The sequence below is a fragment of the Staphylococcus sp. HMSC077D08 genome, from assembly GCF_001837945.1.
GTDB classification, from domain to species: domain Bacteria; phylum Bacillota; class Bacilli; order Staphylococcales; family Staphylococcaceae; genus Staphylococcus; species Staphylococcus epidermidis.
Genome location: NZ_KV834813.1, coordinates 17,351 through 41,573, shown reverse-complemented (window position 1 = coordinate 41,573; position 24,223 = coordinate 17,351). Strand labels below are relative to the sequence as shown.

Genomic DNA, 24,223 nt, shown 5'->3' with positions numbered 1-24,223 from the left:
AAGCAATTAGTAAAATTGCGAAAGAGGTTAATATCACAAGACAAACTGTTTATCGAATTAAACACGATAACAATGAGAGCTTCTGACACTATATTGGCGTCAAATGGAAATATATAGTCGTACATTGTCATTAAATCACTATGGATATTTATATATACTATATATAAATAAAAATTAAAGGTGGTCTTTTAGATGAAAAAAGTAATTTTAATAACAGGCGCAACAAGTGGTATTGGATATGAAACTGCTGCATATTTAGCAAATCAGGGTAATATTGTCTATGGTGCTGGTCGTAGAGTCGAAAATTTGGAAGGTTTAAAAAAAGTTAAACCGATTCAATTAGATATGACAGATGAATCATCAATGCAATTGGTTGTTGATACGATTATTGAAACAGAAGGACGTATTGATGTACTTGTAAATAATGCTGGCTATGGCTCATATGGTGCAATCGAAGATGTAACAATTGAAGAGGCAAAGCAACAATTTGAAGTGAATGTGTTTGGATTAGCACGATTAACACAACTTGTTTTACCACACATGAGAGAACAAAGGTCAGGACGAATAATTAATACGTCATCTATGGGTGGGCGTTTAACTACGTATTTTGGTGCTTGATACCATGCTACAAAATACGCTGTAGAAGCATTTAGTGACGCTTTACGTATGGAAGTTGCAGAATTTGGCATAGATGTATCTGTAATTGAGCCAGGTGGTATTAAGACAGATTGGGGATTCATAGCTGCTGATAAACTGGCTGATTCAGCTAAAGGTGGCGCATATGAAGCAACTGCCTTAAAAACATCAAAAGGTATGAGAAAACAATATAGTTCAAATATGCTTTCTAATCCAATGGTGGTTACAAAAGCGATTTCAAAAGCGATTGACAGCAATAAACCTAAACCACGCTATTTAATAGGATTTGTAGCGAAACCTCTTGTCTTTTTACACGCTATTTTGCCAACAAGATTATTCGATAAAATCATGAAATCTGCGAGTTAAATTAAATAATTAAGAATGAAATATAAGAAAGTAGTAAAATGAAACTAACTATTAGTAAACAATTACAAGCATTTATTGAAAGTTTAGGTATGCGCTTTGAGCAATTTTTAGCAGAATCAGACATACCCAATTATATGTGGAAAGAAGAATTAACAGTTTCAAATGAGCAATATTATAGATTACTACAAACAATGGATAAATATGTCACAGATGAGCAAATATTAGTATTTAGCGATGTAAAAAACATTAATATGTTCATACCACCGATTTTTGCTGCGCTTTCAGCTGAAAACGGTATAGCTGCATTAGAACGTTTGAGTAAATATAAAAAACTCATAGGTCCTATTAATTTTGAAATAACGCAACATGATCAAACAGTAGCTATTCATTTTTCTTTCTTATATCCCGAACAAGCACTTCCAAAATTTGCGGTATTAAATGAACAATTACTTGTCTTGAGCCTGTTAAGAACTGGCACTGGCAAACAAATAGATCCTATAGCGATTAGTTCTCCGTATAATTATAGTGATATAATAGCTAAAACATTCAATATACATGTCGAACAAACAGATTCAAATTTGCTTGTTTTTAATAGAAAAGATTTAGTACATCCTTTCGCGACATATAATAATGTCATGTGGGAATTTTTAGAAGGTGAATTTAATCATAGATTAGCAGAATTATCTAATAATCAAAAATTCACCTCAACTATTCAATCTATATTATTTAATTTGATACCTAGCGGAAATTTCACATTAGAGGATATCGCTAAAAATATCGGCCTTAGTACTAGAACCATTCAAAGAAATCTATCTGCTGAAAATACAACATATAAACAACAATTGCAGGAAGTTCAAAAATTAATGGCTATTAATTATATTAAAAATTATCATATAGAAATTGACGAAGTAGCTTATTTAATTGGCTATTCAGAAACGAGTTCATTTTTACGAGCTTTTAAAAAATGGACAGGGCAAACTATCACTGAATTTAAAGAAACTTATTAAAGTGATTTAGAACATAAAGAGAATATAGAGAACGTCATAATGATTTGAAGTGCTTAGATCAACGTACGTATGTGTATATCTTTGATAAAATTTTTTCAATGCAAGTGAGGGCGTTTCACAGCGTCCCAAAATGCATAAAATGTGATGGAATTGACATTTTGATAAAAACACAAGAAAAAAGAGTGCAAGTTAGTACTCTTTTTTTCTACAGTAATTGTTTTATTAATGAAGGTCTTGCATTCCATATTAATTTTTTGTTGGTTAAATTTAATATTAGAGTACGGAATTCTATAGTTCTTTAAAAAATGAATCTAATTTATCAAATGGGATTTTTTCTTTTTTATCATATAAATCACAGTGATCTGCATCAGGTATAATCACTAACTCAGTTTGAGTCGGAATTAAGTTAGCAACCTCTTTAGAATGATATTTAGAGTGTGTATTATCACCAGCAATTAATAAAACTTTCCTATTTACCTTGGCAAAAAGATAAAGGGCTTAGGAGATTTCTCCTAACTATCAAATGCTGTTGCCACGTCAGTAGCTAGCAAATCCAATACTTACCAAACCTCTTTAATGTCGACTAACGCCCTAATATCAGTTCTTATTCTCGTGTTTTGAGTTAACATAAGCTATGATTATCAGAAGTTTGATCCACATAAAAAGACACGCACGATAAGCTTATAAACTAATCGTGCGTGTCTTTTTAATAGAATTAATTACCGAACAAACGCCTCCAGAAACCTTTTTAGGTGGTTGTTCTACCTTATCATCATAATTATTAGTATTTATTTCTTCAGATAGATTATTATCACTCATTAATTCATCTTCTTCTAATTGATTTTCTAGTTTTTGAATCTTTTTATTACTTTCTAAAGCTAATATTTGTTGATTTTTTTATTCTATTAGCTACTATAACTTCATCTTCGGGAGATAAATAATTTACACTTTCAATCTTTTGAAATTTCACATTTGCTTTTTTAGCATTATTATAAACAGTCATCTTTGTTACGTTTAATTCATCAGCGATTTGCTTCATAATCTTCATATAACGCCTCCATATATTTATATATTATTTATACTTGATATATCAGGGTTTATGTAGGTTTATACGCTATATATAATAGCCTTTTATATATGGGAATATTATTTTGAAATTACATATAAACATACTTATAACTTTTTTATTACCTCTTTTCAAATTCTAAATATACTAATCTGTCTAATGATGCCAAAATAACTTGGTCCATATTGAGAGATCGTTTAGATTTATCTATAAGAAATAACTGGATAGATAAAAATGGAGATATATTTTTTATTTATACCAATGAAAAACTCAAGTCGATATTAAATATTAGTAATCCAAATAAATTATATATTAAAAGACCTGAAGTAACAGAAGCTGACATATACTATATTTCAAAACGAGAAAATAATATAGAAGACCGGTATAACAAGGAGGCTGGAACTTTATGTCCCAGACTCAATTATTGCTATCCAATGAAACTATTAAAATTAATTCATTATTTTAAAACAGTTTTTAACTTCATAATAGTCTTAATCACTCTATTATTCAGGAATGGTCGTATAATTTTTGATTTTCTGTTTTTTAAATATTTAATATGAAATTGATATGCTTTTTGAACTCCTATTGGCGATCTTTTTAATGACATTCTTTTATTTTTAGTTTTTAACGGGACTTTTTTTCCTAACAACTTTTGAGAAGCCATTTTATAGCTAATGGCGGGTGCATATTCTATTTCAGGTTCGTACAATATGACTGAATCTTTGAGTGGTGCAAAGAATTCAACGATAAAGTCATCTTCAGGATTATTTTTAAAATACTCAACACCAAAATCATAGAAATTACGTTCAACTTCATCTTCATCTATATATTTGTTATTAAAAAATTCTTGTATGAATAGTGGCAATATCTTGTCCATTGCGTCATATAATTGTTTATTATAATTTTTAAAATTTATCACTGGTTCAACTATGTTGTTATTTCTACGATATCCTGGAATGCTTTGATATGGCATATTGGCAAATATAGATTCAATAAATATTAATGATGTCATTTTACTAGTATAGTTATATCTGATTGATGTTCCTACTGTTGGATAAATACTTCTTGCATAGAAGAATATCGTATTAATTGTTTGATCGCTAATGTTATTTAAAAGTCGATCTAAGCAATCTTGCGTGTAACCTCTCCCCCAATATTCGACGAAAGCAAATTTTTCATAGAAATCAATTTCTTGAATTAAATAATCATTCACAATTTTACGTTCTTCATGAGCTTTTTTTAGTAATAAATTTTTGTATTTATTATTATTTTGAGCAGAAACTCTAATTAATTCTTTTGTACTTTTTGTAAATTCAGAACATCCTTTAATATGTTTTAACTGTGGAAATATCTCGTCAAATTCTTGTTCACTGATATGCAACGCACGTAAGGTACTATCAAAGTTCGTTAACCCTGTAAAGTTACCAAAAGGCGAAAAAAACTCTTTGTCCACTTCATTAATAAACGAAGGAATTCTCCAGGCTTTACGAGACCCATATATATACTTAGTTTTGATATTGTATCCTTTCACTGATATTATTTCATCAGCAATTTTTTTAAGTAACTCACCGTCTCTTGATATAAAATAAAGCGTCTTAATATTTTCTTTAATTGCTTTTTTAATAGACCAGCTCACGTATGGTATGAAATAACTACTTATATAACTGTATACATAGTAATTTAATCTACTTTTATCATTTTCACGAAATCTTGCCATTTGTGTTGTAAGTAAGAATGTATCATAGTTCTTATTCTTATTTAAAATTTTATTTTCATACCCATTAAATTTAGTTATTGTATGATGAATAGGTTTGATATTTAACTTTTTAGGAACATTAAAATCTGCATGCTTATTATCCCCATAATGAATCCATTCTGAATAATTGTACTTTAAATCTTCAAACACATCTAAATATAGTGTACTGGTTGATTTTTGATTACCTATATCACTTGATAGATAAAGAGGTAATTCAGTTAATCTAGGGTCTACTTGATATAACATTTCTAAGATAACTTCTTTAGGCAAATACATATCACTTATTAGAATGACGTCTTGATAACTGTCTAATAAGTTATGAAGCACTTTAATTTTATCCTTTTTTGCTTCTACATTTGCTATTTCCGCTTCAATTTCTAAATTATATAGAAGTTGCGCCTGATCATCTGTGAGCTCGTGAATATTTTTAATTCTGTTAATGATATCTATAAATCTTATTTCGATTCTTTTTTCATCACGAATAAATTCAGACTTTTTATAATAATCTCTAACATAGTTTTCTGCTTGGATTCTAATACGTGGATAATTTTGTATTACATATATCGGTATATCAGTACTTATTCTTAATAACTTATCTTTAACATAATAGAAAATACCATCTGGTCTTAATGTTTTTCTTTGTATCAACGTATCAAATATATCAAAGCTATATAACTTAGGTAATTGTTTCCTTTTAATACTAAATTTTAAAGTTGTATCTATAATTTTTTCAAAACCATTTTTATCGTCCTGGTCATATTGCCAAAATTCATTTATAATTTCCTTACTTTTCTTTTCGTTAATTTCTATAGCATCAATTTGATCTAGAGCTTTTAATAATTCATCAAAACTTGAAACAATCACACCTGAAGTTTTTTCTTTGTAATCATATACTAAAGTTCTGTTTTCCATATATTTATCATAATCATAAATATATCTAATGAACTTTTTAACTCCTGAAGATAACATATCGTAATAAATAGATGAGTAATCTAGGATTCCTAAATCTATTTGGTCGAATATTTCATAAATGTCTTTCTTATTATCCCAAAACAAAATATTTGGATGGTTCTCATACATTTTTTTGGCAGTTGTGAAATTCACATCATTTTTAACTAAGTAATGTAATTTTATAATTAGCAAAATATTATTTTTCTTTAAAGTTTTAAGAAGCTTTGCCATATCAGGTATAGCTTCACCAAAAAAATTATTCATCTTATAATCTCTGAAAGTAGGAGCATATAAGACTACTTTAGTTTCAGCATTTAAACCTTTATGCCGCTTAATAGAATGATCAAAAGATCTAAATTCAGCTTTATTAAACATATTTGCTGGATAACCTGCTCGGATGATTTGATCTTCATCTAAATTAAGCATTTTTGTAAAATGTTGTTCCATAAGTGGTGAAGTGACCAAAAATAATTGGTTATTATGGTACATCTCATTATACTTGATATATTTTTTATATGTACGATATCTAATTCCTGGCGAGTCAACAAATCGCTCTATAGGTTTGATACCGACCCCATGCCATAGATTTAGTATGACGACTTCATTTTCAAATTTTACAGGGATATGTTCTTTCACTTGATGTACGACAAATACACCTGCCACGCTTTTAATCTTTTCTGCTTTTTTGGAATGAAATAATTCAGCATTGAATCCTAAACTTTTAACGTAATTTACCACATGAACATTATCACACATCCAATATGCATCGATATCTTTTCTATATTTATTCACATATATGAACAACCATTTAGGATTACCTACAAAGTCATTAGTAGCATTAAATATCCATATTTTTTTATTCCTCATGTTTAACTCAATACCTTTCGTATTTTGTATTGCTTCAGTACACTTCGTCTTTATTTGAAACTTGTAAAACTATTAGTCAGATGAATTATTGATTCTAGTTACAATACTCAACATTATGACAACGCTATAAACTATCTATATTATCGCGTATTTAATTTTTTAACTATATTATTTTAAAGCATACATTAGCATTTATAAATAATAATTATATTATATCAAATCTCCGCATTATAAATGCATGGTTTTTAAAATATATTTTTGTTTCGAACCATTATATTCACTTACACAAAATGTCTATACTTGTAGAGAATGACATGTTATCAATCTTACAAAGCTTTTGATGATATTAAGATTTTGTTAAACAATAAAACTAGAACTTTTTATTTGATATGCCTTAAAATTATTAGATTATCCGAAAAACTGAACTTAATATGTGAGGTGTTAGAAGAGTTATGAGTTGGTGCTAAAGTTAATAAATAGTTAATGGCATTTGAAACATTTTCTCTATAAAATACTTTTTATTGTACGAGCAAAAGAATATATATAACAAACAATGGAGGACATCATGATTTTAACTATTTTATTTATCTTTTTCTGTATTCGACTCATCAGCTTAAAGATATCTATGCAACACGCAAAACAACTAAAGGTAGAGGGCGCTGTGGAATATGGTGTGAAAAATTCAAAATATCTAGCCATTACGCATGTATTCATTTACATGAGTGCAGCTATAGAAACATTTATTCATAAGGATACATTTAGTCTACTTAACGGCATTGGCTTAATCATATTGATCGTCGCTTATATCATGTTATTTATAGTCATAAAGACACTAGGGCGCATTTGGACATTGAAATTATTTATACTGCCAAATCACCCTATTATCAAATCAGGATTATATAAAGTAACAAAACATCCAAACTATTTTTTAAATATCATTCCCGAATTAATCGGTGTATTGCTACTAACACATGCTACATACACAACACTCTTATTAGTTCCATATGCTTATTTCTTAATTGCACGGATTCGTCAAGAAGAGAATTTAATGAATATGTAAAATAAAAAGCCTACAATCACGCTACTCAGAACGCACATCTTTAAAGCAACATTTTGAAAAATGCGCTATTTAAACGTACGGACTGTAGGTTTTTAATACAAAGACGTAGATATGCCAGTGATAAGTTTCAGAATTACCATTTGCAAACTGTTCTATTAATGGTAGAAATAGGTGAGCTATTTTTTAGAGTGCTGTATGTCTTACGTCAGACAACCCTGACACTTACCTTTATTAGCTCACACTTCGTCCCGCAACCTTTATACTATATAGCCAAACACATGGGTTAGGTAATTTCGTTTGTTTTAATTTGAGACACATGTAAGTTATAAACAGGTTTTAATTTACAGTGTGAAAGATGAGCAAACATAAATTTAGAACACCTTCACTTTATAATGAAGTGTGCTCCGAAGTGTTTTAACAATTTCATTTTCTTATCTATGACTTAAGTTAGTTTAAACCAAAATAAACTTCTTTTGTCACTGTACTTTGTTAAATTTTAGAATCTACATTATTTTTTCCTAATATAAATCTTGAAATCTATCTTGATCAAAAATAACTTTTCAATATATCGTTCGCTGAAATAATAAATTTCATCCTCCACAACACCGACATAATACTTACAAATAGAATAATCAAACATATTTCGACATAACAACGATCTTATACTTTTAAACACCTCTTCTTTTACTTTTTATAGAATCAAATATAGTATCCGTTTTTAGTATTCACTCAACTTGTTCACATTTTGTCTTTATACCTCACTATCGCACATATCTCCCTTATTCAATTAAATCGCACCTCCTTCCTATTTCCTATAAAAAACACCCCGTAACATTAGACTTTCTACCTAATGCTACGGGGTGCACACATCATGTCGTTATTTCGTGACATATCATTCTATTTTTAAAATACTTATCTATTTAAATGTAAGTTTTTAGAAGTTTCACGACGTGTTTCTCTCATTAATTTTTCGTCATTGATTAATGAACGACCGTATGTTGGTACCATTTCTTTAACAACAGGTTCCCATGCTTCTTTGTCATCAGCAAAGTTTTTCTCTAAAACTTCTAATACAACTGATAATGATGTTGAAGCCCCTGGAGATTCACCTAATAATGCAATCATAGAATTGTCGTCTGAATTGACAACTTCAGTACCAAATACTACGAAACCTTTACCGTGTTGTTCACTATCTTTAATCACTTGAACGCGTTTACCAGCAGTGTAAAGTTCCCAATCTTCATCTTTAGCATCAGGAATAAATGTTCTTAAATAGTTCATACAACCTTCTTTAGTTTTGATCATTTGATCAATTGAATATTTAATTAAAGGTACATTTTTAACTGCTGAAGCCAACATTGTAGTAATGTTATATGGTTTAATTGATTCGAATAAGTCTAAATTTGAACCGAATTTCAAGAATTTAGGACCTATATTCGCATATGGACCAAATAATAATGTTTGTTTACCATTGATATAACGTGTATCAAGGTGTGGGACAGTCATTGGTGGCTTACCTTGAGGCTCTTTACTGTAAACTTTAGCCGCATGTTGTTTAATAATATCTGGGTTTGTACATCTTAAGAATTGACCACTGATTGGGAAACCACCTAGGTGTTCTCTTTGTTTAACGCCAGATTTTTGTAATAACGGAATAGAGTGACCGCCAGCACCAATAAACACTTTATCTGCTATTTTAGTTATTTTTTCTTTAGTTTCTCTATTTTCAACGACAACTTCCCATTTGCCATCTTCTCTTTGTGTTAAATCTACAACATCATGATTGTATTTTAATGAAACATTAGATTTTTGTTCTAAGTAATGTGCTAACTTACGCGTTAATGCACCATAGTTCACATCTGTACCTTCATCAATTTTACTTGCTGCCATTTGATGACCTGGTTCACGATTTTCCATCATTAATGGCATCCATTTTCTCATTGTTTCCATGTCTTCTGTATATTCGATTGTATCGAACATTGGAAGTGTTCTTAGTGTTTCATAACGTTTTCTTAAAAAGTTAACGTTTGTTGGTCCCATAACGAAACTGATATGAGGTAATGGTTGGATAAATTCTTCAGGATTAGAAATATCACCATTTTTAACTAAATTACCCCAGAATTGTCTAGATAATTCGAATTGCTCATTAATTTCTTGCGCTTTAGATGCATCAATTGAACCATCATCTTGTTCAACTGTATAGTTTAATTCACATAATGCCGCATGGCCTGTCCCAGCATTATTATTTTCATTTGAACTTTCAATACCAGCGCCTTCTAGTCTTTCAAACATATCGATATGCCAGTTAGGACTTACTTTTGAAAGCATTGTCGCTACTGACGTACCAATAATTCCTGCACCTACAACAACGATGTTTTTATGATTTGCTTCACTCATGTACATGTTCCTTTCTAAATTTATATATTAAAATAGTACATATATAGACTTTACCACTTTAAACATATATTAAACAAATAAGCGCAAAAGGCTCACTAATCATTTATTTAAAAGTTGTAGTCAGCTATGTGAGTTTTATGGTAATATCATCATGCGTAAAAATTCGAGATTATTATTATAAAGAAGGTTTAAATAAATCATGAAAGAAAATTTTTGGAGTACATTGCCACGTCCGTTTTTTATTCTGGCACCTATGGAAGACGTGACAGATATTGTCTTTCGGCATGTTGTCAGTGAAGCAGCGAGACCAGATGTATTTTTTACTGAATTTACCAATACTGAGAGTTACTGCCACCCTGAAGGTATTCATAGTGTGCGCGGACGCTTAACTTTTAGTGACGACGAACAGCCAATGGTAGCGCATATCTGGGGCGATAAACCAGAACAATTCCGAGAAATGAGTATCGGCTTAGCAGAAATGGGCTTTAAAGGTATAGATTTAAATATGGGTTGTCCTGTCGCAAATGTTGCGAAAAAAGGTAAAGGATCCGGCTTAATTCTACGACCTGAAACGGCAGCCGAAATCATTCAAGCTTCTAAAGCGGGTGGTCTACCGGTCAGTGTAAAAACACGTTTAGGTTATTACGATATCGATGAATGGCGAGACTGGTTAAAACACGTCTTCGAACAAGATATCGCAAATTTATCCATTCATCTACGTACCCGTAAAGAGATGAGTAAAGTAGATGCACACTGGGAATTAATCGAAGCTATCAAGACATTACGTGATGAAATTGCGCCAAATACACTATTAACTATCAATGGTGATATCCCCGATAGACAAACTGGTCTAGAACTCGCAAATAAATATGGTATTGATGGCATTATGATTGGTAGAGGGATCTTCCATAACCCATTCGCATTTGAAAAGGAACCACGCGAACATTCAAACAAAGAATTATTAGGTTTATTACGCTTACATCTCTCTTTATTTGAAAAATATGATAAAGATGAAGCCCGACACTTCAAAAGTTTACGCAGATTCTTCAAAATCTACGTACGCGGCATTAGAGGCGCTAGCGAACTCCGCCATCAATTAATGAACACCCAATCCATTGCCGAAGCAAGAGAACTACTCGATACTTTTGAAGCACGTATGGATGCACGCTCAGAAGTATAAGCATGCGAGCGGTAAGTATAATAAATAATAAATGAACCTCCCCCTGTTGAGTCAGAGGGAGGTTGTTTAATATTTAGTAGTAGTAAATCTCGAGCAATTTACAAAAGTGACATAAAAATAAGTTTTAGACTGATCACTTAAACATATAGTGGGCCAAAAAGTAAATGAGCAAACTGTTAAATATAGTCCATGTTTTTATACAAAATATAGAATGATGAACATATATTGAACATCATGAGTTTCAAGTTAAACTGAACAATATTATGATAAATTAAATATAAGGAGCAAATATTTCATTAGAAATAAGGTGCATATCAATGAAAAAATTGATTTTTATAGTTGCTATTCTCTTTATCCAAGCCTGTAGTTATGTTGTTATTAACTTTTTCTTCTTCGACATGTGGGCGATCCACTCAAGTGAACAACAATTAAATCAATCCATACAACATCATGACACAAAGCAACTTCATAAGATTGCTAAGGATAAACAGACATATCAATTTTTAACAACCATAAAGAAAGCCGAGTTCGAAAATGCGACAGATAACCAAGGGGGTGGGCCTATTGGTTATTATCGTTTAGATATTAATCAAAAACCCGCAGGACTTACAATCAATATTAAATATAACTTCCTTCCAGAAAAGACAACTATTCAATCAATAAAGTTATATCAATAAATATATAAAGAAAGGACTATAGCACAAATAAATGTCTAAAGGATTCTTAACATATAGTCAGTTGGTGACAAAATTAAAAATTCTTATTTCAAATTTGATTCATCAGTAGGCTGATTAGGTATCAGTATGTTACTTGATGACGCAATAATATTAATTAAGCGTGTTTATGAAGAATAATAGTGTTGATATTGTACACAAAAAAGGAGTGAATGAATTGGAAAATTTAGGTTCTTTGTTACCTATTGCATGTGCTTTATTTGTAATATTTGTTGTACCGTATTTTGATAAGAAAAAGAAGTGAAGTTGAATATAAAGTGCAGGTATAACATAAGTTGAGCCAAAGTACAGTTAATGAATGTACCTTGGCTTATTTTAATTACAAGCATTTAGTATATTGAACGTGATATTAAACAACCCTTCTAACTCAATTTGAACTTGCAACATAAACACTGAGAGACTCGATATTTACATTAGAAATGTCTTTATCATCTCTATTTATTCTATTTCCTTGTAAATGTATTTTCATAAATCTCATACACAATTTATATTTTTATATAGAAAAACGTTTAGAAACAACACGTTTCTAAACGCTTTAAACGCCTGTCATTTAATTAGACATTTGTTGTTCTTTAATTTTATTTCCATTTTGATCAAGTTTAATAATTTTATTTTTCTCACTCTTATAAGTACCCATAATTTCACCATCATGATTACGGTAATGAACTGTCCAATTACCATCGTCATTGATTCTAATATTGTCCCATAGATAAGTTTTATTATCTAACTTACCATCAAAGTCACTTATTTTTTCATAAATTTGACTTCTCATATGTGCCATCGTATTTGCAGAATTTTTATCAGGATCATCAGCTTTTTGAGCTGCTCCACTATCAACAATCTCTATTTTATTCTTCATTTCTTCCAATGAGCGATTGTCTTTATTATCTTCATACAATTGACTAATATCTAACTCCTTGCCATTATTTAATAATGTTTGATAATCAATCAGTGCGCCTTGCGTACTACCTATAAATATTTTATTTTTATTTACACCAACAATTGAAGCGAACTGTCCTTTAGACGGATAAACTTGATAAAATTTCATATCCTTTGGCGCATTTTTCATCGAATCAGCTTTTTCTAACATCAATTGTTCCATTTGTTTCTTCTCTGTTTCATTTCCTTTTTGATAATCATACACGCCTGTCAACACTTCGTTTTTAGTTAACATATATTTTTCTACTCCATCCGCATAAAATGCTAATGCTAACCTTTCTTTTTCTGACAATTGAGTTGAAGCCTTATTATCATTCTCTTGCTTATGATGTTGTTCTTTGTTCTCTTTATTTGCCTTTGAAGTTTGCTTTGTTTCTTCTTTCTTATCTTTAGTATCAGTCTTATCACCTGAATTACAACCAGCCAAAACTAAAAATGCCGTTAAACTTAACACCAGAATTCTTTTCAATTTAAAGACCCCTTTCTAAAAATATAAATATTAACATTAATATAAATTAAATCTTTACATTAATCAATATAGTTCAAAAAACATCATTTTATATATATTTTATAAAAGTTATATATGAAAAATCCAAAAATAGGTATTTAATACACTTCTTAGACTAAATATTTAAGTCTTTAATAAACCAATACATTGTATGAGATAATATAGGTTGTTACTATATAGCTTTACCTAAAAACATGATGCCTATAGTAAAATCAGAGGTCAAAACTTAACTTAAAAATTTAAGCGTAAAGGAGCATACATATGGCAACTGTTACACAAAGAGTTAAGCAAGTAAAACAACCTCGCGGAGGCTATTTTAAAATGAACATAATAACTTTATAGATCTTATTTTTGTTATAAGCTATTAGAGTTAACATAATAGGACGTTATCAAAATCAAATAAACATCTATTGTAGAAAATCATTTTTATTAATATTTATGATTTGATTTCTCGATACGTGCGTCTAATATCGTGAATAAATAAACAATTTTATTATGTAAGCTATTGATACGGTAACCTCAAATTATGAGTTGTTGAACTACATTTATGTCAAAAAAGAAAGTCTTGATCTTTATTAGTATCATATTAATCATTTTTGGAGGTGTCTATCTCAAAATGAAATATGACGAAAAAGCAAAACAAAAAGAAATCTACTACAAAGAGCAACAAGAACGTATCACGCTTTATCTTAAATACAACACCAAAAAACCTAATACTATCAAATCTGTCCATTTCACAAGTTTAAAACAGGGACCAATGGGTGACGCTGTTATTGAAGGCTATATCAATAACAATAAAAAAGATGATTTTGTTGCATTTGCATCACCTGAAAACAATTATCAATTTGGAGGCGGACTTACAGCAGACGTTAAAATATTTAAATTACTTAAATCGGCTAATGAATCTAAATCACCCGATGAAATCAAAAAAGATTTAGACAAAAAGAAAGAACATTAAAAATTTATACTGAACCACAAGAAGTATAATTTAGTGTAATATTTTAAAGGCTTGTCTTCTACAATTTTTTAGGAGGCAAGCCTTTGATATTTTTTATTCTTACTTTGTTTTTTAACCATTTAAATATTCTTGAAAACTTTAATTTTAAAATAAAATTTATCATATTCAATCATAAAAAACACCCCACAAAGATAGATTTTAGTCCAACTTCTGGAGTGCACATCATAATAAGTGAGTTCTTTTTAATTCATTTACGTTTAATAGTGCCTTCTTGTCTTCGCTTAATCAATAAGTAGACAGCATTTGCTATTCCTAACAAAGTCCAAATTATTGATAAATAAATATTATCAAAACTATAGATTTTAGGCATGAGTATTAAAAACATAATATTTAATATTAATGATATACGATGAAGCTTACCAAAATGATTCATTTGAATAACTTATCACCTCTTCATTTTTTACTTTATTAAAAATTTTGCTTTATTCCAATTGTATCATTGGCATTGAACTTTAAAAGCCATAAAACTAAAAATCTTTGCTCAATCCATATGTGTTTGAATATTTTCCAGACCATCCATCAATCAAAATTGAAGTGCTTAGAAAATAAAAATTGAAAAATACAAAGAAGAATTAATGTTAAACAAACAAAAAACAACGCTAGCTTTTAATATGCTAACGTTGTCAATTTCCTGGGAAATCAATTTTCTTTTTCTAAATTTTTAATTTCGACAGTTGAATATACTTTTACTCTATTTCTTCCCCGTTTTCATCGTATTTTGTAACTTCACCATCAGATGTCACAATATAAGAACCTTCGAGGTTGCCTTCCTTATCTAAAATAGAAAAGCCCCAATCTCCGTCTTCGTTCTGTTCGGGTTCTTTAAATGTATATGTATCAGTATCTAATGGGTGACCTTCATACGCTTCAACTTTATCTATCACATTACTACGTGTAACTTTATCATCATTAGATGTATCACTATCACTGTTAGACGTCCCTTCATCTGACGTGTTAGATTCACTTGAATTTGATGATTGACTTTGTGTAAACGCAATTTGATTTGCTATATCTTTATAATTTGAACTTTTACCGTATTTATTTAATAGTTCATGTAAATCTAATTCTCTTGCTGCTTCCGAATGCGCATATTGTTGATATGTTCCTGAACTTTGTGTGCCTGCAATTAATACCTTTTGATTACCAATACCGATAAGCGTCACAAATGATCCTTTAGATGGTTTTGCAGTATAGAATTTCATATCACTAGGCGCACCTTCTACTTTTGTTGGTAATGCTTCCAACTGATACGTATGAATACTTTTACGTTGGCCCCCACCGTTATAGTTTGCATAAAATGAATGATTTCTTAATTCACTTGCGTTAACGGCATATTGAGAAACTGAGGGATCATTGATAGCTAATGCTACTTTTTGCGATTGAGTTAAATCCTCGACTCTATCTCTAGACTCATTGTTATCACTTGAATGACCATTATTAGAATTTGAATTTTTATTATTTGAAGCTTGCTCGGTTTGAGTGTTACTATTTTCTGATTGCTTATCAGTCTGATGCTGTCCTATCAAATCTCCAAAATCGCATCCTGCAAGTAATGTTGTTACTGTAATTGCTCCGATTGCTAACACATGTTTTTTCATTTCGTTTCTCTCCTTTAAATCTAGAAATTGTCACTGCTGTGATTATATGTGTCGTTCATACTTCAACCAGTTTTACACGATTACTAAATCCATAGTTTGATAACGTAAATTTGTAAAAACATTATTGTTCCCTTGATTGTTAATTCCCGTTATTAAATTTATTTTAATTTATAATAATTATAATTGCTACTAATCACCTAAATAATTTGCACAATATTTAAAAATTTATAGATTTAGAAGTAACTAAACTTAAAAGAACTTATAACACATGCTTTTATACTTCTTAAACTAATATTTATATACCTTAAATTAACAGTAGAAATGTGTTTAAAAATAAATTAATAAAACAATATAAATAAAATATAAAAGAGTTGGAGGGCAGTTAATTGAAAAAGTTTTTTACAGGACTGATTCTAGTTTTTCTCATTGTAATGCTACGATTTGCGGGGGGATTGGAATACAGTCATTATAAAGATTCAAAATCGAACACTGATGTAGCTTCAAAAGAGGCTCAGACTTCCAATAAAAACACTCATGAAGATACAACTTCACAAGGTGAAATGCAAAATCAAGTTAATAGCCAAACAAACGAAGTATCAAATGGGACATCAACTAAAACACTTAGTGAAAAAGCAAAGCAGTTAAGAGAAGCTTTTAACGTCAATGATGAGGAAGCTCAAATTTTAGCAGATGAAATCGATAGAGCAGATGTAAATAAAGATGGCACGATTACAACGGATGAAATGACGCCTACTTTAGATCGTTTTACAAAAGAAGGGAAATTCCAACCATCTGCTGGTGGTACAACTAGCGAAGCACATCACTCTAAATATACAGCAGAAGATGCTAGACATATGTCAGATGATGAATTTCTAGACGTGTATACAGAAGGCATGTCAGATGATGAAGCTGCTACTATTCACGAAAGTGCTCAAGAATCTAATGAGTATATGAAATTTTTAAGAGGACAAGTTGAAGCACGTGCAAAAGGACAGGGCGGTAATTATTAACTAAACTGATTAAAATAAGTAAATAATTAAACTCAGTAATACCTGGGTAGGGAATAAGAAAAATGTGTTGTCTTATTCCCTATTTTTGATTGTTATAGAAAGTGTATATATTTCAATTTTAATGACTAAATTAATTCGAAAAGCAGATATATCGAAAATTCATTAAATATATAGAAGATGTTCGATTAATAAAGAAGAATTAGCTTATTTATGATCTCAACTTATACTTTTGCCACCTCTCCTATTTCAATAATTCCATATTTTAAACATTATCAGATTCTATAAATTCGCGTACATGTGTATAAATACCTTTGTAATAAGGATATTTTGTATTTTTAAATTTACGCTTCATTTCCTCATCTTGACTGTTAGACATAATCATTGCGTGATCTAAATAACTTAAAAACCCTTCATCATTACCACTATCACCAAAGCCAATAATCAATTCTTTTGGAACACCATATTTATTCATCAAAAATTTTGTGGCATATAATTTGCCTGCATTTCTTGGAGTAAAATTAATATCATAAGCATTTTCAGGATCACCTGCTAAAGGATTACAACGATTAAATGTCATCGTATAGTCCCTTGTCTTAGAATACTGAGTGAGGTCTTCTAAAATTGTTTTATCTAAATGCATGTCACCCGAAGAATAGAGATAGAAATTGTACAATGTTTCATTGTCTCGAAAAGTTCTTTGTGGTATAAACGCTACTTTATGTTTAGAAGAAACATGTTTTAATATATCTAATATATCTTCCAATAAGAAACGTTCTGTCAACACTTCGTTTTTATATTCATCAGATTCAATATATTCGCAGTTATTCCATGTAAACATTTTAGAACTTAAATCTGAAAAAATATGTTGAGGTTTATATGACATACCAACGTTACTCATTTTTTTGAAGTACGCTTTCTATAGTACTTCCTGTTAAAATAGCCGTAATGACATTGTTTTTAGTAGTTATATTCTGTAATAAACCTTCCATTTCTCTTAAATAAGGCATATCCGCTTGATGCGTATGATGTTTGTAGTAAGTTTCATCAAAGTCGAATAATATTAAGCGTTTTGTCATCTTCATTCCTCCAGTATCATTTTTTAAATGATAAATAATAATTACGCTCTAAAAAATGATAAAAAACCACGAAAACAGGATAAAATTACTTGTTTTATTTGTAGAATTTTTGATTGAAATCTTCTGTGTTGGTAGTAGGACTTAAAACCTCCTTATGTATGTCTCAAGGTTATATATATAATATCAATAAAATAACTTTGTCATCTATCTATAATATTTTGTTTCAAACACTAACTATGAAATTGTTTAAGTAAAAATTCTAATTAGGCATCCTGTTAATTTAGTTTATTGTTATTTATTAAATTATGTGAAAGAACCTTAATTTTTCAAAGTCATATTATATATAAATACGCGTAAGTAGTGAGGTTCTAGAGAAAATAAGGCTACAAGCTGAAGCTATCCTCTAAGAAAGAAAGTTAACGATACGAAGTATGATTAATAAGGAAGCCAGTAAATGAAACTGTCATAAACTCATTTACTGGCTATTATTCTATGATTTAGTCTCAAGTTCTAATCTCAATCATTTAAAAATGTACTACACAATTGAATTGACCGTTACTAAATCCTATTTTCAATTATTTTAAACCGTTATGTTTATCCGTCAAAAATCTAGTCTAGAATGGTTTTTCATTTTCTGAATGACTCGCACCCTTTAAAAGTAACGATGATAAAATAGCTAATAAAATTGAAATAATTATTGACAAATTAAAACTATTATCTATAGAGAATAAAATTCCTCCAACAAATGAACCTAACCCTATACCTAAATTTAAAATTGAAATATCATAGCTTAGTATTTGGCTAGGATCTCCTCGTAAAAATTTCAATAGACCATATTGAACTGTAGGGTTTGTTCCCCAGTGAAATAAATTCCAAGTAAATACACATAAAGTTAAAACAATCACATTTTGTCCCATAAACAGGATAAATATTATAGATAACACATATATCAATATAATCATATTACCTGATTTACAATATCCCTTTTTTTCTGATAAAGTATTACCTAATTTTGACCCTAAAACTCCAGCAATACCTGATACAAACAAACATAGACTAACAATAAAAATATCATGTCCATTTCTTCTAACTAAAGGTTCTAAATATGTGTATAAAATACTGTTAGATATCATCATAAATAATAAAAAACATAACATCATAATAGTGCCTCTATAATTGGTGACCGTATATTTCTTAGTATAATTTTTATCATTCTTTATATTCACTGGTATAAAGTAAATCACACTCAGTAAGCAAAGAAAAGTGATAGTTGCTATAATATAAAATGGAACTTTCCAATCATAATAAGACGCAATTAATGTTCCAATTGGAATTCCAAGTATATTCGCAGCGCTAAACCCAACATAAATATTAGCAATAACTGAAGATTTACTTTCAATAGGTACCATATTCGCTCCTGTTGACATTAACTTTACAGTAATTAATGACGCGATACCAGCTAGCATTACTCTAACGATACAAAGTGAAATATAATTTTTGACAATAGTAGTAATTAATGTCAGTAAAATAAAAATCACTAAACTATATACAAGTACCTTTTTATCATTGATATTTCTCGTTAGTCTCGTCAGTATCGGACTAAGTATAGAAAATGAAATAGCATAGATTGTGACTAACTGACCAATGAAAGAAACGCTAATGTGAAACTCTTTGCTCATTTCGCTTATCATTCCGACAATGATTAAATCCGATACTCCAACAATAAACATAGTTAAAAATCCAATGATAGTTATTATTTTACACGTCGACATGAGCTACCCCTCAAATTTCAATTGATGAACATTTGTGATTATGAAATGAGGATGTTCTAATTTTAATTTCTCCTCACTATGACTTCCCCATGTAACTGCACATGAAGATACCCCCGCATTATGCGCCATTTGCATATCAAATATAGCGTCTCCGATATATATCGTTTCATTTTTATTTAAATGATACTTATTGACTATATATAAAATACCGTCAGGAGATGGTTTATATTCTTTAACTTTATCTGATCCTATCACTTCTAAAAATAAATGTTCTATCTTTAAAATCTTTAAGTTTCTTTTTAATACATCCGTTTTTTTACTAGAAACCACAAATAATTTCGCTTTTTGATGAAGCGCTTCAAGTTGAGTTAACATATGATCATACATTTCTAAATATGTACTTTCAGTTTCTTTATAATTTTTTCGAAATAGTGATATCAATTCATTATGTTCTTTTTCGTTCAATTCTACTGAACTCATGAGATCAAATGATTTTTCTATAGGAATACCCATATAATATTCAATTTGACTATCACTCGGTTCTTCTAATCCATAATCAGAAAAAGCCTTCTTTGTTGCAATCAAACTACATTTTTTTGAATCTGCTATTGTCCCATCAAAATCAAAAATTATATTTTTGTACAATATTAGCCCTCTTTTCTATACATTGATTAAATGATTATTTTTAATACCTTAAAGCTAATAAGTCATTGAAATAATCTATATTAAAAATATGATATTGAGCTGCCAAGTTTTTATCAAATGTTGCGATATTAATATTTTCTTTAAATTTATCTATCGTTATGGCATTATTTGTGAGCAGTATGTTGTTGCTATTCATATATTCAATATTCGTATTTTTTGAGAAAGTCTCTACACTCCCCCAAATATATAAGTTTTGAAAATCACTAATTGCTTTTAAATTATTTTCAAATATCGTATTATCTATAAAAATCCTTTTAGGTACAAATTCCTTGAATCTCCACGGCTCATATGATTTTTCATCATTTGTATCACCAATAAAATATGATAATTTCGCTGGCGAAAATTTTCCTGAACCAATCACAGGACCTAAACCTGAATGTACTGGACATCCATCATATTTTTCTGCAAGGTTTCTTACCGTCTTTTGTGCCTTAGCTTTAGTTTTTATATTTGAATTAAAATATTCATCAGATCTACTTAAAGTCTGCATAGCTAATGTTATAAAAGCTCCAAGATTCCGTGATTTTCTATTTTTATAGCTATTTGAACTAAAATTAATAAACCAAAATTCATTTTTAAATAGAAAGGAATATCCATCTTCTAATGGATTGTCATCCACATTATCTTCTTGATCTCCGTATTCACTTTTCATTTTTGAAAGAACTTTCCAGACCATGAATTGTTTAGCATGAATATTCATTTCACCAATAGGTTCAAAAAATACTAGTAATCCTGAAACACCTCTATCTTTTGGGGATATTTTATCCAACTCTTTCAAATAATCAGTAATATCTTCAGCTAAATCTTTAGGATTATAAGGATAGTTTAATGCTGAATAAAAATGTACTTGTTTCTTATGACCTTGTACGCCAAAAACACATGGAAATCCTTTAGATTCTATTACTTCTTTAGTTTTTTGTGTTTCATTTTTCAGCCAGTTATATTCTTCGGCTACATTCTTAATATCAGATTGAGAAACAAACATTTAACCTCTCCTTTATAATAATATTCGTATAAATTATAACTAAAAACATAATTTTCTTAAACACTTATATATAACTTAACATTTTAAATATTCTTTTTGTTTAAATATAACTAAAGTCAGAATGAATAGTGTGTATACAATGTATCAATACAAGATACTGTCTATGAAATTTCTTACATGATGACGTTATAACAACTTTATTCAATAATGTTTTTCAAATCACTATCACTCATGACTGATCATAATAAAAATAAAGCATCCTTCACTTTGCGATGAGGGATGCTTTATGAATTTTCACATAAAAAATGAATCTGCAGACTATTCTTTTTTATTCAATTCTTTATCAAGTTTTACAAGTGTTGGTTTCGGAATATGAATGCCTTCTTCACTAAAGTATTGTATGACCTCTTTACGAAGCAAACGTTGTCCTGGAAAATGCATTCCGGGCTTAACATGTGCTAAAAGTTTAATCACCATTTCATTGCCATCAACACTATCTAAACCAAGTAAATCTGGTGCAGATACAAATATGTCATATTTATTCTTTAATGTAGGTAAAAATGTTAATAATTTCTCTTCTATTACTTTATAATTCTCATTTGGAGAAATCGGTATCATCACAATAGGTGAAACATCTGTAGCAGAATAATTAACTATTTCACTAATCATACCATTAGGTAATGTATAAATTTCTCCAGTATCTGATTGTATACGTGTTGATCTTAAACCAATCGTTTTAACCGTACCTTCAGCAATTGTTACCCCAGATGCATTAATTTGAACATAATCACTCACATCAAACTGTCCTTCAAATATGATAAAGAAACCAGTAATAATGTCTTTTACAATTGTTTGTGCTCCGAAACCAACGGCAACACCAACAACTCCAGCTCCTGCTAAAATTGCTGATACACTAATACCGAAACGTGAAAGTATTGACGTAAGGACAATAAACCATACGACATAACTTATTAAATTTTGAATCAATGTGGATAGTGTTTCACTTCTCTTAATTTTATGACGGTTCTTTTTCTTTTCATTAACGTTGAAAAATTTAGTAACTAACTTTCTTGATATCGCAATTACAATCATACCCATCAAGATATAAGCAAGTATAATTAAAAGATTAACCAAAAGATTTTGATAGAACTCTATTTTCATCATTGGCTCAAATAGTTTATATAATGTGTCCTTAAACTGACTCATAATAACAACATGACCTCCTATTGTTAAAACAATTAATATTTTCAATGTACAAATCTTTATAGATAATGAGCAGTAAGTCATTTCTAAATATAACACTTATAAATAAACATAGCACCCTTCACTTTGTGATGAAAGATGCTTTATGAATTTCCATATAAAAAATTATCTTAGGACTACTGATTATTTTCAGTCACTTCCAGGTGTAATCATAAAACCATCCATCGAATAATCTTTACCATTTTTTCAAACTATTATTATTCGCATTTTCAATTTCATAACTAATTTTGGATACTGAGCTGGTTTCTTCAAAATTACCTTTTATATTACCAGGTTTTATTTGATAATCTGTTTGACTCATGATTCATCATCCTCGCTAGGAGTGAATTGTACTGCATCTGTAAAAAATATATTCTCTTCTTTATTTTCTACAAAAGTAAATTCTAAATTTTTAGAACCTACAGATGAGCCTTTTAAGTCGCCATCCCCTTTTAACAATAATCTAGGGGCTTGATTGGTTGGAATATCATATCTTTTTCTTAATTGTTTCACGTTATAGTCATCATTATTCAGTTGATATTTCGCAGAATAACTAGGAACGTTAGGATTGTATGAAATATCCCCGTTTTTATAATCATTAATATCTTTAAAGTTGGCATATTGTACAAAAAATTTGAAGTTTTCTATTTCTTTTTTTAGTTTGTCATTAGGTATTGGCTTCGTTGGAATAATTTTATTGTGTTCCATTTTTACAGGATATCTCTTTTCATCATCTTTTGGTCTACCTTTACTATCATCTGTAATTTCATTTATAAAATAATACCCTTTGGTTGTTCTAGTATTTCGGTTGATATACAAGACCATTCCTCTAGTTTCCATACTCTTTCCTTTTGGTTCAATGGTCATTTCAGAATGAACTATCCATGTTCCTTTGTCATTGTTATCAAATTCTTCATCTCGAAAACCTTCTTTATCATAAAAATCTTCTAGATTTTTAGTTGGATACACGTCTAACATTTTATTAAAGTTTTGTTTGATTTCCGTTTCTTTGCTATCTTCTTTATTTATAAAACCACATCCTCCAATAAAAATCGTTAAAATTAATAAACTTATGTATATAGTTACTTTCTTGAGATAACGCATTGGCTCACATCTTTCTGATTTTACTTTATTTATACTTTTACAAAATGCTTCACTTTGATATGCTTCTAAATTAAATAGTCCCTAATAGTCATTAAATTATTACTTATTTACAATTCAGAGATTTTAAAAACTACCCAATCTTCTTTAGCTCAACTTTTAAATTTTTTACTGAAAGCGTGGCAATGTCTCATTTTTAGTGTAATCAGTGTTTTTCTTCAGCTTTCATCTCTTTTATGATTTGCATTT

20 protein-coding genes and 4 pseudogenes are annotated in these 24,223 nt (G+C 29.6%); 9 read left to right on the top strand and 15 right to left on the bottom strand.

Features of this window, described 5'->3' with window-relative positions; genetic code table 11:
* The 3 genes and pseudogenes from HMPREF2663_RS12440 to HMPREF2663_RS09430 all read left to right on the top strand — a co-directional run.
* Window positions 1-86, top strand: an 86-nt coding sequence (locus tag HMPREF2663_RS12440) for a helix-turn-helix domain-containing protein (protein WP_141762244.1), incomplete at its 5' end; no start/stop codon positions are given.
* A gap of 106 nt (window positions 87-192) precedes the next feature.
* Window positions 193-1,002: pseudogene (locus HMPREF2663_RS09435) on the top strand (oxidoreductase).
* Window positions 1,003-1,040: 38 nt separating this feature from the next.
* Window positions 1,041-2,009: a helix-turn-helix transcriptional regulator gene (locus HMPREF2663_RS09430; protein ID WP_070846325.1), complete on the top strand. Its 969-nt coding sequence runs from the start codon at window positions 1,041-1,043 to the stop codon at window positions 2,007-2,009.
* A gap of 681 nt (window positions 2,010-2,690) precedes the next feature.
* On the opposite strand, the gene HMPREF2663_RS13080 is transcribed toward HMPREF2663_RS09430, so the two are convergent.
* Together HMPREF2663_RS13080 and HMPREF2663_RS13075 are read right to left on the bottom strand one after the other, a co-directional pair.
* Entirely contained in the window at window positions 2,691-2,828 is a 138-nt protein-coding gene (locus tag HMPREF2663_RS13080) for a hypothetical protein (protein WP_002475350.1), read from the bottom strand.
* A 46-nt stretch (window positions 2,829-2,874) separates the two neighbouring features.
* Complete coding sequence (locus HMPREF2663_RS13075; RefSeq protein ID WP_002447547.1) at window positions 2,875-3,057, bottom strand: hypothetical protein; 183 nt, start codon at window positions 3,055-3,057, stop codon at window positions 2,875-2,877.
* Window positions 3,058-3,191: 134 nt separating this feature from the next.
* Between HMPREF2663_RS13075 and HMPREF2663_RS13070 the strand changes: the two are divergent.
* Window positions 3,192-3,470 (top strand): annotated as a pseudogene (locus HMPREF2663_RS13070) (replication initiator protein A); the annotation flags it as partial.
* 62 nt (window positions 3,471-3,532) lie between these two features.
* On the opposite strand, the gene HMPREF2663_RS09420 reads toward HMPREF2663_RS13070, so the two are convergent.
* Window positions 3,533-6,649: a CDP-glycerol glycerophosphotransferase family protein gene (locus HMPREF2663_RS09420; protein ID WP_070846323.1), complete on the bottom strand. Its 3,117-nt coding sequence runs from the start codon at window positions 6,647-6,649 to the stop codon at window positions 3,533-3,535.
* 565 nt (window positions 6,650-7,214) lie between these two features.
* Between HMPREF2663_RS09420 and HMPREF2663_RS09415 the strand changes: the two genes are divergently transcribed.
* The gene (locus tag HMPREF2663_RS09415; RefSeq protein ID WP_070846321.1) at window positions 7,215-7,709 is read left to right on the top strand and encodes an isoprenylcysteine carboxyl methyltransferase family protein; all 495 of its coding nucleotides are present in this window, start codon (window positions 7,215-7,217) and stop codon (window positions 7,707-7,709) included.
* A 518-nt stretch (window positions 7,710-8,227) separates the two neighbouring features.
* Here HMPREF2663_RS09415 and HMPREF2663_RS13065 read toward each other — a convergent pair.
* A pseudogene (locus HMPREF2663_RS13065) lies at window positions 8,228-8,349 on the bottom strand (type II secretion protein); the annotation flags it as partial.
* A 272-nt stretch (window positions 8,350-8,621) separates the two neighbouring features.
* Window positions 8,622-10,106 carry an L-lactate dehydrogenase (quinone) gene (lqo, locus tag HMPREF2663_RS09410; RefSeq protein WP_001830487.1) on the bottom strand — a complete coding sequence of 495 codons (1,485 nt, stop codon included), beginning with the start codon at window positions 10,104-10,106 and terminating at the stop codon, window positions 8,622-8,624.
* Between the two features lie 199 nt (window positions 10,107-10,305).
* Here lqo and HMPREF2663_RS09405 point away from each other — a divergent pair, with 199 nt between their 5' ends.
* Both HMPREF2663_RS09405 and HMPREF2663_RS09400 read left to right on the top strand, forming a co-directional pair.
* A complete protein-coding gene (locus HMPREF2663_RS09405; RefSeq protein WP_070846319.1) occupies window positions 10,306-11,286 on the top strand; it encodes a tRNA dihydrouridine synthase in 981 nt (326 codons plus the stop codon).
* A gap of 317 nt (window positions 11,287-11,603) precedes the next feature.
* The gene (locus HMPREF2663_RS09400) at window positions 11,604-11,963 is read left to right on the top strand and encodes a hypothetical protein (RefSeq protein WP_002487258.1); all 360 of its coding nucleotides are present in this window, start codon (window positions 11,604-11,606) and stop codon (window positions 11,961-11,963) included.
* 607 nt (window positions 11,964-12,570) lie between these two features.
* Here HMPREF2663_RS09400 and HMPREF2663_RS09395 read toward each other — a convergent pair.
* Complete coding sequence (locus HMPREF2663_RS09395) at window positions 12,571-13,428, bottom strand: hypothetical protein (protein WP_002474925.1); 858 nt, start codon at window positions 13,426-13,428, stop codon at window positions 12,571-12,573.
* 586 nt (window positions 13,429-14,014) lie between these two features.
* On the opposite strand from HMPREF2663_RS09395, the gene HMPREF2663_RS09390 reads away from it, so the two are divergent.
* A complete protein-coding gene (locus tag HMPREF2663_RS09390) occupies window positions 14,015-14,425 on the top strand; it encodes a DUF1433 domain-containing protein (RefSeq protein WP_010959355.1) in 411 nt (136 codons plus the stop codon).
* A gap of 247 nt (window positions 14,426-14,672) precedes the next feature.
* On the opposite strand, the gene HMPREF2663_RS09385 is transcribed toward HMPREF2663_RS09390, so the two are convergent.
* Window positions 14,673-14,858 (bottom strand): hypothetical protein, encoded by a 186-nt coding sequence (locus HMPREF2663_RS09385; RefSeq protein WP_002505873.1) that lies wholly within the window; start codon window positions 14,856-14,858, stop codon window positions 14,673-14,675.
* A 313-nt stretch (window positions 14,859-15,171) separates the two neighbouring features.
* Window positions 15,172-16,083 (bottom strand): hypothetical protein, encoded by a 912-nt coding sequence (locus tag HMPREF2663_RS09380; protein ID WP_002458455.1) that lies wholly within the window; start codon window positions 16,081-16,083, stop codon window positions 15,172-15,174.
* A 386-nt stretch (window positions 16,084-16,469) separates the two neighbouring features.
* On the opposite strand from HMPREF2663_RS09380, the gene HMPREF2663_RS09375 reads away from it, so the two are divergent.
* Complete coding sequence (locus tag HMPREF2663_RS09375) at window positions 16,470-17,093, top strand: hypothetical protein (RefSeq protein WP_070846317.1); 624 nt, start codon at window positions 16,470-16,472, stop codon at window positions 17,091-17,093.
* Window positions 17,094-17,355: 262 nt separating this feature from the next.
* Here HMPREF2663_RS09375 and HMPREF2663_RS09370 read toward each other — a convergent pair.
* The 7 genes and pseudogenes from HMPREF2663_RS09370 to HMPREF2663_RS09345 all read right to left on the bottom strand — a co-directional run bounded on the left by HMPREF2663_RS09370 (window position 17,356) and on the right by HMPREF2663_RS09345 (window position 23,977).
* Window positions 17,356-18,169: pseudogene (locus tag HMPREF2663_RS09370) on the bottom strand (HAD-IIB family hydrolase).
* Between the two features lie 614 nt (window positions 18,170-18,783).
* Entirely contained in the window at window positions 18,784-19,941 is a 1,158-nt protein-coding gene (locus tag HMPREF2663_RS09365) for an MFS transporter (RefSeq protein ID WP_020360188.1), read from the bottom strand.
* A gap of 3 nt (window positions 19,942-19,944) precedes the next feature.
* A complete protein-coding gene (locus tag HMPREF2663_RS09360; RefSeq protein ID WP_020360189.1) occupies window positions 19,945-20,586 on the bottom strand; it encodes an HAD family hydrolase in 642 nt (213 codons plus the stop codon).
* 40 nt (window positions 20,587-20,626) lie between these two features.
* Entirely contained in the window at window positions 20,627-21,631 is a 1,005-nt protein-coding gene (locus HMPREF2663_RS09355) for a YqcI/YcgG family protein (protein WP_070846315.1), read from the bottom strand.
* A gap of 318 nt (window positions 21,632-21,949) precedes the next feature.
* A complete protein-coding gene (locus tag HMPREF2663_RS09350) occupies window positions 21,950-22,837 on the bottom strand; it encodes a mechanosensitive ion channel family protein (protein WP_002455953.1) in 888 nt (295 codons plus the stop codon).
* A gap of 232 nt (window positions 22,838-23,069) precedes the next feature.
* Window positions 23,070-23,195, bottom strand: a complete 126-nt coding sequence (locus tag HMPREF2663_RS13060; protein ID WP_002490410.1) for a hypothetical protein — start codon at window positions 23,193-23,195, stop codon at window positions 23,070-23,072.
* Entirely contained in the window at window positions 23,192-23,977 is a 786-nt protein-coding gene (locus tag HMPREF2663_RS09345; RefSeq protein ID WP_070846313.1) for a tandem-type lipoprotein, read from the bottom strand. Before HMPREF2663_RS09345 ends, HMPREF2663_RS13060 begins: the two co-directional genes overlap by 4 nt.
* Between the last annotated feature and the right edge of the window lie 246 nt (window positions 23,978-24,223).

What these genes read in the sequence shown, in the direction of transcription:
- HMPREF2663_RS09430 (WP_070846325.1), top strand. Translation starts at nt 1,041, where the DNA reads ATGAAACTAACTATTAGTAAACAATTACAAGCATTTATTGAAAGTTTA.
- HMPREF2663_RS13080 (WP_002475350.1), bottom strand. Translation starts at nt 2,828, where the DNA reads ATGAGTGATAATAATCTATCTGAAGAAATAAATACTAATAATTATGAT.
- HMPREF2663_RS13075 (WP_002447547.1), bottom strand. Translation starts at nt 3,057, where the DNA reads ATGAAGATTATGAAGCAAATCGCTGATGAATTAAACGTAACAAAGATG.
- HMPREF2663_RS09420 (WP_070846323.1), bottom strand. Translation starts at nt 6,649, where the DNA reads ATGAGGAATAAAAAAATATGGATATTTAATGCTACTAATGACTTTGTA.
- HMPREF2663_RS09415 (WP_070846321.1), top strand. Translation starts at nt 7,215, where the DNA reads ATGATTTTAACTATTTTATTTATCTTTTTCTGTATTCGACTCATCAGC.
- lqo (WP_001830487.1), bottom strand. Translation starts at nt 10,106, where the DNA reads ATGAGTGAAGCAAATCATAAAAACATCGTTGTTGTAGGTGCAGGAATT.
- HMPREF2663_RS09405 (WP_070846319.1), top strand. Translation starts at nt 10,306, where the DNA reads ATGAAAGAAAATTTTTGGAGTACATTGCCACGTCCGTTTTTTATTCTG.
- HMPREF2663_RS09400 (WP_002487258.1), top strand. Translation starts at nt 11,604, where the DNA reads ATGAAAAAATTGATTTTTATAGTTGCTATTCTCTTTATCCAAGCCTGT.
- HMPREF2663_RS09390 (WP_010959355.1), top strand. Translation starts at nt 14,015, where the DNA reads ATGTCAAAAAAGAAAGTCTTGATCTTTATTAGTATCATATTAATCATT.
- HMPREF2663_RS09385 (WP_002505873.1), bottom strand. Translation starts at nt 14,858, where the DNA reads ATGAATCATTTTGGTAAGCTTCATCGTATATCATTAATATTAAATATT.
- HMPREF2663_RS09380 (WP_002458455.1), bottom strand. Translation starts at nt 16,083, where the DNA reads ATGAAAAAACATGTGTTAGCAATCGGAGCAATTACAGTAACAACATTA.
- HMPREF2663_RS09365 (WP_020360188.1), bottom strand. Translation starts at nt 19,941, where the DNA reads ATGTCGACGTGTAAAATAATAACTATCATTGGATTTTTAACTATGTTT.
- HMPREF2663_RS09355 (WP_070846315.1), bottom strand. Translation starts at nt 21,631, where the DNA reads ATGTTTGTTTCTCAATCTGATATTAAGAATGTAGCCGAAGAATATAAC.
- HMPREF2663_RS09350 (WP_002455953.1), bottom strand. Translation starts at nt 22,837, where the DNA reads ATGAGTCAGTTTAAGGACACATTATATAAACTATTTGAGCCAATGATG.
- HMPREF2663_RS13060 (WP_002490410.1), bottom strand. Translation starts at nt 23,195, where the DNA reads ATGAGTCAAACAGATTATCAAATAAAACCTGGTAATATAAAAGGTAAT.
- HMPREF2663_RS09345 (WP_070846313.1), bottom strand. Translation starts at nt 23,977, where the DNA reads ATGCGTTATCTCAAGAAAGTAACTATATACATAAGTTTATTAATTTTA.